Origin of the sequence: Chryseobacterium sp. GM_Chr_2, assembly GCF_026540445.1 — a bacterium.
Taxonomy (GTDB): Bacteria; Bacteroidota; Bacteroidia; order Flavobacteriales; family Weeksellaceae; genus Chryseobacterium.
On the sequence record NZ_JALNUD010000006.1, the window covers coordinates 34,596 to 47,326 of the forward strand.

Below are 12,731 nucleotides of genomic sequence, written 5' to 3' on the forward strand. Positions count from 1 at the left end.
AGGTTTGGTAAAATCAAGCTACGAATGAAACTTAATTTTGAACACCATCAAACCGCGCATTGCGAAAACGGTGTTGCGTCTAATTTATTATTAAACAAGGGGTTAAAGCTCAGCGAACCCATGATTTTCGGAATAGGTTCCGGATTGTTCTTTGTGTATTTACCTTTTTTGAAAGTAAATTTCGCTCCGGGATTTAGTTATCGTCCGATGCCGGGTGCTATTTTCAGCAAGGCGGCAAAAAGACTGGGAATTAAAATTAAAAGAGAAAAATTTTCAAATCCTGCCGATGCACAAAAAGCATTGGAAAGAAATTTGAATCAAAATATACCTACAGGATTACAGGTGGGGGTTTTCAACCTTACCTATTTTCCTGAAGAATATAAATTCCATTTCAATGCCCACAATTTAGTGGTTTATGGAAAAGAAAACGGCAGATTTTTAATCAGCGATCCGGTGATGGATTATGTTACTACCCTTTCCGAAGCCGAACTGGAAAAAGTAAGATATGCAAAAGGCGCTCTTCCGCCGAAAGGTCATATGTACTATCCTACTTACATCCCCGAACAGGTAAATCTGGAAGAAGCCATCAAAAAAGGAATTAAAGATACCTGTAAAAATATGTTGGCTCCCGTTCCGATTATCGGTGTAAAAGCGATGAGATGGGTTGCGAAAAGCATTCCGAAATGGGCGGATAAAAAAGGGACGAAAGTTACCAATCATTATTTGGGACAGTTGATCAGAATGCAGGAAGAAATTGGAACGGGCGGCGGCGGTTTCAGATTTATTTACGGAGCATTTTTACAGGAAGCTGCGGTGATTCTTAAAAACGATCAATTAAAGGAATTATCTAAGGAAATTACAGCGATTGGTGATCTTTGGAGAGATTTCGCGGTGGATATTGCGAGAGTTTATAAAAATAGAAATTCGAAAAGTGATATTTACAATCAGCTTTCGAAAACAATGCTTCATATTGCAGATCGGGAAGAAGCCTTCTATAAAAAACTGAGAAAAGCGATCTAAATGGAGAACCTAATTGAGATTAAAAATTTATATAAAAAATATAAAAATGCAGAAGAATTTTCTGTAAATGATATCTCGTTGACTATTGAAAAAGACGAAATCTACGGAATTCTCGGCCCAAACGGAGCAGGAAAAACAACGTTGATTTCCATGCTTTCTGGTTTGGTAAAACCAACTTCGGGAAGTTTTAAAATCAATGGATTATCGCCTCAAAAAGATGGTTTTAAATTAAGACAAATCATAGGAATTGTTCCTCAGGAATATGCTTTATACCCAACTTTGACAGCCAAAGAAAACTTAATGTATTTCGGAAGTCTGTACGGTTTAAGCCATAAAAAATTAAGAAATGCCATTGATGAATCTCTGGAAATTATGGGATTATCAAAATTTGCAGATAAAAAAGTAGAACAGTTTTCAGGAGGGATGAAGCGTCGCTGCAATCTGATCGCGGGAACGCTGCATAATCCTAAAGTTTTATTTCTTGACGAACCAACCGTTGGTGTTGATGTTCAGTCAAAAAAAGCAATTATTGACCATCTTTTGGATTTAAATAAAAAAGGAACTTGTATCATTTACACATCGCATCACCTTTCGGAAGCGGAGGAATTTTGCACTAAAATTGCCATCATCGACCACGGAAAAATCCATGCAGTCGGAACGCCTGAAGAATTGGTGAGCAAAGTGGCAAGTGCCGAAAATTTAGAAGATGTTTTCATTTCATTAACCGGAAAAGAATTAAGAGATGTTGTTGTATAAATTGTGGAGAAGTTTCGTTAAAGAAGTCCTTTTACTGAAAAGAGATATCGGAGGAATTGTCATTATTTTCGTGATGCCATTATTGTTGATTATCACGATCACTTTAATTCAGGATTCCACTTTTAAAAATCTGGAAGGCTCAAAAATTCCAATCATTTTTATTGATAATGATAAATCTGAGGTTTCAAAAAATATAAAACAGGAACTCGAGCGCAGTAAAAGCTTTGAACTTTTAACCAATTTCACCGAAAAGTCTGCACAAGATGCTGTTTTTGGCGGAGATTACCAAATGGCTATTGTGATTCCCGAAAATTTAACGAAAGATATCAATTCAAATATTGATTCTAAGGTTCAGACCATCGTGAGTTCATTTGGTTTGGAAACAGATTCTTCCGCCGTAAAGAAAACGGTTTCAAAAGCGAAAGATATTCATCTGTATTTTGATCCGGCAACCAATATCGGCTTCAAAAACAATGTGATGAATGCCGTGAACAAAATGGTTTTTGAGATCGAAAATAAAAAAATTTACAAAGCTTTCCAAGATCAGCTTGGAACGACAGAAAATTTGGAAGAAAATAAAAATTTGATCAGCTTTAAAGAAATCACGCCTAAAAAAGGAGCAATGGAAGTTATTCCGAATTCCGTTCAGCATAACGTTCCGGCTTGGGCTTTGTTTGCTATTTTCTTTATTGTTGTGCCTTTGTCTATTAATTTAGTTAAAGAAAAAAGTCAGGGAACGAGCGTTAGAGCGAGAATCAGTCCGACACCTTATTTCATCCATATTTTAGGAAAAACATTTACTTACCTTATCATCTGTGTTATTCAATTTTTATTGATGGTTGCAGTAGGAATTTACCTTTTCCCATACATGGATTTACCGCAATTTGATGTTACAGGAAAAATGTTCCAATTAATTGTTGTTACCTTATTTTCAGGTTTGGCAGCGATTGGATTCGGAGTTTTATTAGGAACAGTTGCCGATACTCAGGAACAATCTGCCCCATTTGGAGCGACTTCGGTTGTTGTTTTGGCAGCCATCGGAGGAATTTGGGTTCCAGTATTTTTAATGCCTGAATTTATGCAGTCGGTGGCGAAATTCTCACCAATGAATTGGGGCTTAAACGCTTATTACGACATTATTTTAAGAAACAGCGGAATCGGCGGAATTGCAAAAGAATTGATTTTCTTATTTTTATTCTATCTTGCAATGGTCGGAATATCATTAATTTACGAAAGAAAACAAAATGCAGTCTAAAGATTTAACTTGTACAGAAGTCGTTCGAGTAAGGTTCAACGAAACAGATCCGTTGGGAATTGTTTGGCATGGGCATTACATCGTGTATTTCGAAGACGGGAGAGAAGCTTTCGGAAGACAGCACGGTTTAACGTATCTTGATATTCAGAAAGCGGGTTACGTTACACCAATTGTAAAAAGCACCTGCGAACATTTTCTACCATTAAAATATGGCGAAACATTCAAGATTGTGACCACTTTCGTTAACTCAACTTCAGCGAAATTAATTTACAAATATGAGCTTTTTAACGAAGAAAATAAACTGGTCTGTTCAGGAGAAACGATTCAGGTCTTCTTGGACTCTGACAATAATTTATGTTTATATAATCCTGAATTTTTTCAGGCTTGGAAAGATAAAATGGGATTATAATGAAGAAGGAAATTTACATTACAGATTACAACTGCGTCACACCTTTAGGTTTTGATGTTTCTTCTAATTGGAATGCTCTTTTGGAAGGAAAATCAGGCGTAGCTTTACATAAAATTATAGAAAATCAGGAGCCTTTTTACGCTTCAATGATTAATTCTGAAAAACTTGAAGTTGAATTTAATAAATTCTTCGACGAAACTCAGAATGACAATGTTGAATTCACAATACTTGAAAAAATGTTTTTGTTGAGTTTAAAACCATTAGTTGAAAAACATCAGATTTCAGACGAAACAGCTTTTATTTTATCAACAACAAAAGGAAATATCAGCTTATTAAAAAATCAAGAGACTTTACCCGAAGGTGTTTTTCTTTCGAATTTAGCTCAAAAAATTGCTGATTTTTTCGGGTTTAAAACAAAACCGATTGTTGTTTCTAATGCCTGTGTTTCCGGAGTGATGGCGATTTCTGTTGCGAAAAATATGATTCAGACAGGAAAATATAAAGATGCTTTTGTCATTGCCGGAGACGAAATTTCAGAATTTGTGATTTCAGGATTCAACTCTTTTCAGGCCATCGGGACAGAAATCTGTAAACCTTACGACAAAAACCGTAATGGAATCAACATCGGCGAAGCAACTGCAGCGGTTTATATCACAGGTCATTGCGAGGAACGAAGTGATGAAGCAATCTCAAACGAAAAATTTAGTTTTAAAGTTTTAGGAGATTCAGCAATTAATGATGCAAACCATATTTCGGGACCTTCAAGAACAGGTGACGGATTGTTTGCAAGCATCAAAAATGCAATGACAGAAGCCCAAGTTTCGACAGAACAAATCGATTTTATTTCTGCACACGGAACGGCAACAATATATAACGACGAAATGGAAGCCATCGCTTTCAATAGAATGGAATTACAAAATGTTCCTTTAAACAGCATGAAAGGCTATTACGGACATTGTTTGGGTGCATCAGGATTGTTGGAAAGTATCATTTCAATGGAATCTGCGTTGAATAATACACTAATTCCATCAAAAAATTTCGAAAAAACGGGAACTTCCCAGCCTTTGAATATTATTAAAGAAAACCAACCTGCGGAAATCAAATATATTTTGAAGACAGCTTCAGGTTTTGGAGGGTGTAATGCAGCAATTGTTTTGGAAAAATGTTAAAATGAAAACCATGAAGAAAACAGACATTTGCACCATAGAAAATTCAAAAATCATTATCAACAACGAGGTTATTTTTGAAACCCAAACCGAAAGTTTTTCAGATTTTGCGAAAGAAGCTTATAAAAATTTAGAATTAAATTATCCTAAATTTCATAAAATGGATAACTTAAGCAAATTGGCTTTTCTTGCTTCTGAAATGATTTTAAAAGACAGAGATCACAGCAGAACAGCTTTGGTTTTTGCCAATAAATCGTCAAGTTTAGACACAGATTTTAAATATCAGGAAAGCATCAATTCTCAGGAAAATTATTTCCCGAGTCCTGCGGTTTTTGTGTATACTTTACCGAATATTTGCGTTGGTGAAATCAGTATTAAACATAAAATGCAAACAGAGAATGCTTTTTTCGTTTTGGACGAATTTGATGAAAAATTTTTAAACGATTACTCAGAACAGATTTTACACTCAGGAAAGGCTGATAAAGTATTGTGTGGCTGGGTAGAACTCTATCAGGAAAGTTATAATGCTTTCGTATATTTGCTAACTACGTAATATAACAATATAAAAATGTACCCGTTTACCAATTTTTAAATAATGCTAATTACTAATTGTTACATTGTAAATTTATACATTGGTACATTATAAATGAAATTTATTTATGGAAAACTTAAGAGAAGAATTAAAGCACAAAATCATCGAAGTACTTAATCTTGAAGACGTTGCAGTAGAAGAAATTAAAGATACAGATCCGTTATTCGGTGGAGGTCTTGGATTGGATTCTATAGACGCTTTGGAGTTAATCGTTCTTCTTGACAAAGAATACGGAATAAAATTAGCCGATCCTAAAAAAGGAAAGGAAATTTTTTCATCGATCGATACAATGGCTAAGTTCATTGAGGAAAATAGAACGAAATAATTCAATCTAACAATGTATCAATTTAACAGTTTACCAATATTGTTACATTATTAAATTGATACATTGTTACATTATAAAATAAGATGGGTCAAAAAATTGCCATAACAGGAATGGGCATCATTTCCGCCATTGGAAACAATGTGGAGGAAAATTTTATTTCGTTAAAAACCGGAAAACACGGAATTTCAGACATCCAATTGTTTGAAAGTCGTCATGTCGGAAATATCAAAACGGGCGAAATAAAATTGTCTAATGAAGAACTTGTTAAAAAACTTCAGTTAAATGAAGATAACAACGCAACAAGAACCTCTTTATTAGGAATGGTTGCTGCAAAAGAAGCTGTAGAAAATGCCGGAATTTCCGACATTAATGAATATAAAACTGGGCTGATTTCTTCAACCAGCGTTGGCGGAATGGACGTTACCGAAAAATATTTCTACACTTATGAAGACTTTCCTGAAAAGCAAAAATATATTGACGCTCACGATGCGGGAAATTCATCATTATTGATTGCAGATTATTTAGGTCTAAAAGGCATGGTTTCAACGATCAGTACAGCCTGTTCGTCTGCCGCGAATGCGATTATGATGGGTGCAAAACTTATTAAAAATGGCATTTTGGATCGTGTGATTGTCGGCGGAACAGATTCTCTTTCAAAATTTACTTTGAATGGTTTCAATACGCTGATGATTTTAACTGATTCTTACAACACGCCTTTCGACAACGACAGAAAAGGTCTGAATCTGGGCGAAGCAGCCGCTTTCATTGTTTTGGAATCTGATGAAATCGTAAAAAAGGAAAATAAAAAAGTCTTAGGCTATCTTTCGGGCTACGGAAATGCGAACGATGCGCATCACCAAACCGCTTCTTCGGAAAACGGACAAGGTGCTTATTTAGCCATGGAAAAAGCATTGAAAGTTTCAGGTTTAGATAAAGAAAACATTGATTATATCAACGTTCACGGAACCGCAACTCCAAATAATGATTTGTCTGAAGGAATTGCAATGATTCGAATTTTTGGAGAAAATAATGTTCCGGAATTCAGCTCTACGAAAGCGTTTACAGGTCATACTTTGGCAGCAGCAGCGGGAATTGAAGCCGTTTATTCTTTATTAGCGATTCAGAACAATATCATTTTTCCGAATTTGAATTTTAAAACTAAAATGGAAGAATTTGATTTGACTCCTGTAACTGAGCTTAAAGAGAAAAATATTAACCATGTTCTTTCCAATTCGTTTGGCTTTGGAGGAAATTGTTCAACATTAATTTTCTCAAAATCATGAGTGTAGTTTACATCAACAGTGCAGCCTGTATCTCAGTTCAGGACACTTTAAATAAAATTTTTTTTCAAAACTTACAGCCTGTAAATTCGCCTCAGGTTTTAAAAGCGATCGAACCCAATTACAAAGAATTCATTCCGCCTGCAGCAAGCAGAAGAATGTCTAAAACGGTAAAAATGAGTTCTGTAGCATCAAAATATGCTTTACAGGAAGCAGGAATTGAAAATCCTGACGCGATTATCGTTGGAACCGGAATGGGCTGTTCTCAGGATTCCGAAAAATTTCTGAAAAATGTATTGGATAACAATGAAGAGTTTCTGACTCCTACGTTTTTTATTCAATCCACACATAATACGGTTGCGGGACAAATAGCGTTAGGTCTGCAATGTCACGCGTACAATTTCACGTACGTAAACACATCTTCGTCACTGGAATTTTCGTTTTTGGATGCAAAATTGCAGATTAATGACGATGAAGCGGAAAACGTTTTGGTAGGTTCAACAGACGAACAAACCGACCGGACAATGGAATTGTACAGATTAAACAAAACCATTAAAAAAGAAGAAAATCTTCCCGTTGATTATCTGAACTCAACAACAGATGGTGTCATTTGGGGAGAAGGGGCAAGTTTTTTTGTTTTAGGAAAGGATAAAACAGAAAATTCTTATGCTCAATTAAAAGATATTCAAATCAGCAGCAGATTAGATTTAGAAAAAACTCAACAATTTGTTGAAGATTTTTTAGCTAAAAATAATTTGGAAAATGATGAAATTGATGCTGTAATTTTAGGTTTTAGCGGAGATTCAAAATCCGATGTTTATTATACAAAAGCAATGGATTTACTTAAAAATTCTGCGTTATTATATTACAAGCATTTAAGTGGAGAATTCAATACAGCAAGTGGTTTTTCGACATTTATGGCTTGTCAAATTTTGAAAAATCAGGAGATTCCAGAAGTGATGATGATTAATGATTTGAAAAAAGCGGAAATTAAAAATGTTCTGCTTTATAATCATTTGGGAGGAAAAGATCACAGCTTGGTTTTATTAGCAAAAGCTTAGTTTTTAACGCAAGTTTGTCATTCTGACGAAGGAAGAATCTCTATATTATATTTTAGATTCTTCATTTCACTTTGCTCCATTCAGAATGACATTGCGCATATAAAATTGTAGATATTTTAACCAAAATTCAAAAACAATAAAGATGAAACATTACCCTTTTATCCTATTTTATCTTTTTTGCAACGTTTTTATTTATGCGTTTCATGGTACTTTCTGGGTGTATGTCTTTTGTTTTCTTGGATTTACAGCAGTTTTAGCTTGGGGTTCTTTCGATATAATGCTTGGATATTTTGTCAACAGTATTACTCATAAAAGAACAAAGATCAAAGAAGTTGCTCTGACTTTTGATGATGGTCCGACAGAGTTTACACCAAAATTTCTGGATATTTTAAAAGAAAACAATGTAAAAGCTACCTTTTTCTGCATTGGAAAACAGATTGAAAAATATCCTGAAATTTTTCAAAGAATTATTGCAGAAGGTCATACCGTTGGAAATCACACCCTGTCGCATTCGAATAACACAGGTTTTTTATCCACATCCAAAATGGTTGACGAAATTGAAAAATGTGATGAAGTGATGCTGAAAGTCGGGAATTTAAAAACTAGCTTGTATCGACCGCCATTTGGAGTTACGAATCCGAGTATTGCAAAAGCAATTAAAAGAACTCACAATAAAAGTATCGGCTGGAATGTTCGTTCACTAGATACGATTACAGAAGATGAGAAGAAAATTTACCAAAAAGTAACGAAAGGATTAAAAAAAGGAAGTATCATTTTACTTCACGACACTTCGGAAAAAACATATAATGTCTTGGTGGATTTATTAGTATTTTTGAAGAATAAAAATTACTCAACTTTTACGGTTGATTCAATGATAAAAAATCAAAAAAATGATTAAAAATATTGCTGTCCTCGCCTATTTATTGTTTTCCAGCCTCATTTTTGCACAAAATACGGCAATGTCGGGAGCGGAAGCAAAAGCATTTGTAACCAAAGTTTCATCAGAAACCAAAGAAATAAAATCTTTACAAGCCGATTTTACCCAAACCAAAAAGATGGATTTTTTGGACAAAAGCATCGTTACTTACGGAAAAATGTCTTTAAAAACGCCAAATATGCTAAGCTGGAAGTATACAAAACCTTATCAATACAGCATTGTTTTTAAGGATAATAAAATTTTCATCAACGATCAGGGGAAAAAATCTTCGGTTGACGCAAAAAGCAAAACTTTTGAAAAAATCAATAAATTGATTGTTGGAAGTTCAAACGGACAAATGTTCAACGATCCGGAATTTTCGGTGACTTATCTGAAAAATGCGAATTTCAACATTGCAAAATTTACTCCGAAATCGGCTCAATTGCTGAAATATATCAAGCAAATTGAATTGAGTTTTCCGAAAGGTCAATCAACAGTTTCGCAGGTAAATATGACGGAAGCATCGGGAGATACAACAAATATTGTTTTCAAAAACACAAAGATCAATGCGCCGATTGCTGCTTCAGAATTCAGTTTATAGTCTGATCTTCTTATTGTTGGTTTCCTGTAAAACGTATAAGCTTACGGACGTAAAATCTGTTTCCAATTCTGAAAAAACGGTTGAAAATTTATACTTTTCTTCCAATGAAGATTATGTTTATAAATGCCAGATGGATATTTATAAAAACCATGTAAGCGGAATTTTAATTATCAAAAAAATCAACGAAACAACGCACCGTATTGCAATGACTTCTGATTTTGGAAATAAATTAATTGATTTTGAAATTTCAGAGAATGATTTTAAACTCAATTATGTTCTTCCAGATTTAGATAAAAAAATTGTTATTAATTTTTTAAAGAACGATTTTCAACAACTTTTAAAGCAAAAATATCCTGTAAATGAAAGTTTTGAAAATGAAAATTCTAAAATCTATCTTTCAAAAATTGATAAAAAATCTTACTATTTATTCTTCAACAAAGAAAATGGTTTACTGAAACAAATCATTTATACGAAAAATAATAAGGAAAAAATCGATTTTACTTTTGATGCAAAAAAACATATCTTCGCGGATAGTTTGAATCTTCAACATAAAGATTTTAAAATCAACATAAAACTATTTCAAATAACCGAAACGGAATAACTAAACCATGAAAAAACTATCATTATTACTTGTATTATTGATTTCGAGCATATCTTTTGCACAAGTTACCTTTAATCCGGGAATCAGAGCAGGCGCTAATTTTTCACATTTTACAAATGATGAAAGTTACAGTTATTATTGGGGTGATAATTATTATGATACCAACACTGTAAACATGAATTTTAAGACAAAAACCGACTTTTATATCGGATTGTTTGGTAATATTCGGTTCGCTAAATTTTATGCTTTGCAGCCGGAGATTAATTATTCAAGACAAGGAACAAAACTAGATACCAACATAAATAATTGGAACGGACAAACCCTTACCGCAACGTATGTTGGAGTGCAATTGGTGAATAAATTTTACTTCAATAAATTCAATATTCATTTCGGGCCGACATTAGATTTTTTAGTTGAAAATAAAAATTTTGATGCTGAAAATGAAATAGACCTTGGTTTAACAGCCGGTCTAGGTTTTGATATTACTAAAAACTTTGGCGTAGAAGCAAGAGTGAAAAAAGGTTTTATCCCTGTATATTACTTTAATAACAACCATTCTAATGTTACTTTCCAAGCCGGAGTTTATTATACATTTAACATGAAAAAATAATTTTAATGCAGACAATTCTTACAGATTTTTACACTTTACAATCATACGAGCAGGCAGAAAACGGAAGTTTTGTGGCTAATATCAGGTTAAATCAAAATCATGAAATTTTCAAAGGGCATTTTCCAGGAAATCCGGTGACGCCCGGAGTTTGTATGATGCAGATTGTAAAAGAACTTTCTGAAGAATTCACAGGGTTAAAATTATTCTTAAAAACCGCTACAAATGTGAAATTTATGGCAATCATTAATCCGTTTGAAACACCTGATTTAAAATTACAATTAGATATTACGCAAAACGAAGAAGAAGTGAAAGTAAAAAATACAACTTCTTTTGGCGAGACTATTGCATTAAAAATGTCAGTAAACTATAAAAAATTGACAACATGAAACTTATCTTTTCATTCTTAACTGCAATTATTCTATTTTTTCAATCTGGTCTTGAATCTTTGAGAGACAGCTATGCAAAAGCCAATTCTTCGGAAGCCAATACAGAAGCTTTTATTAATATTGCCGAAAAACAATCTGGATCTGATGCTGTAACAACAGGTTATAAAGCCGCAGCAAAGATCATGGAAGCAAAAATTGCGAAAACCAATAGAAAGGCTTTGGTAAAAGCTGGTGCAACAAATCTTGAAGCGATTATAAAAAGTAATCCAAACAACGCGGAATTAAGAGTAATCCGAATGAGCGTTCAGGAAAATATTCCGAAAATTGTAGGATATAGAGGAAGCCTTAAAGATGATAAAGCATTTTTATTAAGTAATTACACAAAGCAAAATACTGCTTTGAAGAATTATATTAAAAGATTTGCCGCTCAGTCCAAAACAATGACCGACGCTGAAAAAGCCACTTTAAAATAAAATAATGACCCTGCCTGAAGTACAAAACGCAATTTCAGAAAAGAAAATCTGCGTTTTAATACCTACTTACAATAACGAAAAAACTCTGAAAAGAGTGATTAACGGTGTTTTGAATTACACTGAAAATATTATTGTGGTCAATGACGGCTCTACCGATTCAACAAAGGAAATTTTAAGCCAATATTCTCAAATTGATGTAATTAATTTACCTGAGAATAAAGGTAAAGGTAATGGCTTGAAGATAGGCTTCAGAAAGGCAAAAGAATTAGGGTATAATTACGCAATAACCATTGATTCAGATGGACAACATTATCCCGATGATCTCCCTGTTTTCGTAGAAGCTTTGCTTAATGAAAATGAAGAGGTTTTGCTGATTGGTAACCGAAATATGTCTCAGGACGGGATTCCCAAGAAAAGTAGTTTCGGAAACCGCTTCTCTAATTTTTGGTTTTGGTTTGAAACCGGAATCAAATTAGAAGACACCCAATCCGGCTATCGTTTATATCCCTTACATAAAATTCCAAAAAAATATTTTACACCAAAATTCGAGTTTGAGATTGAAATTATTGTAAGAACAGCTTGGCGCCACATTCCCGTAAAGAATGTTCCCATAAAAGTTCTATATGATCCTGCAGAAAGGGTTTCTCATTTCAGACCGTTCAAAGATTTTACAAGAATAAGTATTTTGAATACCATTTTGGTGACGATTACTTTACTTTACATTATTCCGCGAAATTTCGTGAATAATTTCAAAAAAAAAAGCTTTAAAAGATTCATTCAGGAAGACGTTTTGGAAAGTGACGGAACCAATCGTACCAAAGCATTTTCCATTGCATTGGGTGTTTTCATAGGGCTTTCTCCCTTTTGGGGATTCCATACCCTTCTGGTGATTTCTCTGGCAGTACTTTTCAAGCTCAATAAAGTTCTTGCTTTTGTGGCTTCCAATGTCAGTTTACCGCCATTTATCCCATTTGTGATCGCGGCTTCGCTATTTTTAGGCGCTCCATTTGTTTCGGGTGACAGCAATATTTTAAGTCAGGATCTTAATTTTGAACTGGTGAAAAACAATCTTCTTCAATACGTGATTGGCAGCGCCATTTTAGCAAGCACATTATCGCTGATTTCAGGAGTTGCCACTTTTTTGTTTTTAAATAAAGTAAGTCCAGAAAATAATTGATTTTATTAGGAGCTTAATCCTGCTTTCGCTACTCGCTCTTTTCTAGGTTTGGCTCGGCGGCTTCGCCGCCGAGCCAAACCTAGAAAAGAGCTCAAACATGCCG

16 protein-coding genes are annotated in these 12,731 nt (G+C 34.1%); all 16 read left to right on the forward strand.

The features are described 5' to 3' along the window. Nucleotides 1-24 precede the first annotated feature (24 nt). The 16 genes from OXQ85_RS10960 (at nucleotide 25) to OXQ85_RS11035 (ending at nucleotide 12,628) form a co-directional block, all read left to right on the forward strand. Nucleotides 25-1,020: a BtrH N-terminal domain-containing protein gene (locus tag OXQ85_RS10960; RefSeq protein ID WP_267404441.1), complete on the forward strand. Its 996-nt coding sequence runs from the start codon at nucleotides 25-27 to the stop codon at nucleotides 1,018-1,020. Next, complete coding sequence (locus OXQ85_RS10965) at nucleotides 1,021-1,776, forward strand: ABC transporter ATP-binding protein (protein WP_267404444.1); 756 nt, start codon at nucleotides 1,021-1,023, stop codon at nucleotides 1,774-1,776. Further along, entirely contained in the window at nucleotides 1,763-3,031 is a 1,269-nt protein-coding gene (locus tag OXQ85_RS10970) for an ABC transporter permease (protein ID WP_267404447.1), read from the forward strand. The genes OXQ85_RS10965 and OXQ85_RS10970 overlap by 14 nt, the downstream gene beginning before the upstream one ends. Continuing rightward, nucleotides 3,021-3,440, forward strand: coding sequence for an acyl-CoA thioesterase (locus tag OXQ85_RS10975; protein ID WP_267404450.1), 420 nt, complete (start codon nucleotides 3,021-3,023; stop codon nucleotides 3,438-3,440). Before OXQ85_RS10970 ends, OXQ85_RS10975 begins: the two co-directional genes overlap by 11 nt. Beyond that, complete coding sequence (locus OXQ85_RS10980) at nucleotides 3,440-4,609, forward strand: beta-ketoacyl synthase N-terminal-like domain-containing protein (protein ID WP_267404453.1); 1,170 nt, start codon at nucleotides 3,440-3,442, stop codon at nucleotides 4,607-4,609. The genes OXQ85_RS10975 and OXQ85_RS10980 overlap by 1 nt, the downstream gene beginning before the upstream one ends. 10 nt (nucleotides 4,610-4,619) lie before the next feature. Then, nucleotides 4,620-5,159 carry a 3-oxoacyl-ACP synthase gene (locus OXQ85_RS10985; RefSeq protein WP_267404455.1) on the forward strand — a complete coding sequence of 180 codons (540 nt, stop codon included), beginning with the start codon at nucleotides 4,620-4,622 and terminating at the stop codon, nucleotides 5,157-5,159. A 106-nt stretch (nucleotides 5,160-5,265) separates the two neighbouring features. Next, nucleotides 5,266-5,523: a phosphopantetheine-binding protein gene (locus OXQ85_RS10990; RefSeq protein WP_034672593.1), complete on the forward strand. Its 258-nt coding sequence runs from the start codon at nucleotides 5,266-5,268 to the stop codon at nucleotides 5,521-5,523. 83 nt (nucleotides 5,524-5,606) lie between these two features. Further along, nucleotides 5,607-6,806 carry a beta-ketoacyl-[acyl-carrier-protein] synthase family protein gene (locus OXQ85_RS10995; protein ID WP_267404483.1) on the forward strand — a complete coding sequence of 400 codons (1,200 nt, stop codon included), beginning with the start codon at nucleotides 5,607-5,609 and terminating at the stop codon, nucleotides 6,804-6,806. Further along, the gene (locus tag OXQ85_RS11000; protein WP_267404486.1) at nucleotides 6,803-7,864 is read left to right on the forward strand and encodes a beta-ketoacyl synthase N-terminal-like domain-containing protein; all 1,062 of its coding nucleotides are present in this window, start codon (nucleotides 6,803-6,805) and stop codon (nucleotides 7,862-7,864) included. The genes OXQ85_RS10995 and OXQ85_RS11000 overlap by 4 nt, the downstream gene beginning before the upstream one ends. Before the next feature lie 142 nt (nucleotides 7,865-8,006). Then, the gene (locus OXQ85_RS11005; RefSeq protein ID WP_267404488.1) at nucleotides 8,007-8,762 is read left to right on the forward strand and encodes a polysaccharide deacetylase family protein; all 756 of its coding nucleotides are present in this window, start codon (nucleotides 8,007-8,009) and stop codon (nucleotides 8,760-8,762) included. After that, entirely contained in the window at nucleotides 8,755-9,381 is a 627-nt protein-coding gene (locus tag OXQ85_RS11010) for an outer membrane lipoprotein carrier protein LolA (RefSeq protein WP_267404490.1), read from the forward strand. Before OXQ85_RS11005 ends, OXQ85_RS11010 begins: the two co-directional genes overlap by 8 nt. Further along, a complete protein-coding gene (locus tag OXQ85_RS11015; protein ID WP_267404492.1) occupies nucleotides 9,347-9,982 on the forward strand; it encodes a hypothetical protein in 636 nt (211 codons plus the stop codon). The genes OXQ85_RS11010 and OXQ85_RS11015 overlap by 35 nt, the downstream gene beginning before the upstream one ends. Nucleotides 9,983-9,989: 7 nt before the next feature. Beyond that, nucleotides 9,990-10,592 carry a porin family protein gene (locus OXQ85_RS11020; protein WP_267404494.1) on the forward strand — a complete coding sequence of 201 codons (603 nt, stop codon included), beginning with the start codon at nucleotides 9,990-9,992 and terminating at the stop codon, nucleotides 10,590-10,592. Between the two features lie 5 nt (nucleotides 10,593-10,597). Next, nucleotides 10,598-10,978, forward strand: coding sequence for a 3-hydroxyacyl-ACP dehydratase (locus OXQ85_RS11025; RefSeq protein ID WP_267404496.1), 381 nt, complete (start codon nucleotides 10,598-10,600; stop codon nucleotides 10,976-10,978). After that, entirely contained in the window at nucleotides 10,975-11,451 is a 477-nt protein-coding gene (locus OXQ85_RS11030; RefSeq protein ID WP_267404498.1) for a hypothetical protein, read from the forward strand. The genes OXQ85_RS11025 and OXQ85_RS11030 overlap by 4 nt, the downstream gene beginning before the upstream one ends. Nucleotides 11,452-11,455: 4 nt before the next feature. Next, nucleotides 11,456-12,628: a DUF2062 domain-containing protein gene (locus tag OXQ85_RS11035; protein ID WP_267404500.1), complete on the forward strand. Its 1,173-nt coding sequence runs from the start codon at nucleotides 11,456-11,458 to the stop codon at nucleotides 12,626-12,628. The last annotated feature ends 103 nt before the right edge of the window (nucleotides 12,629-12,731 follow it).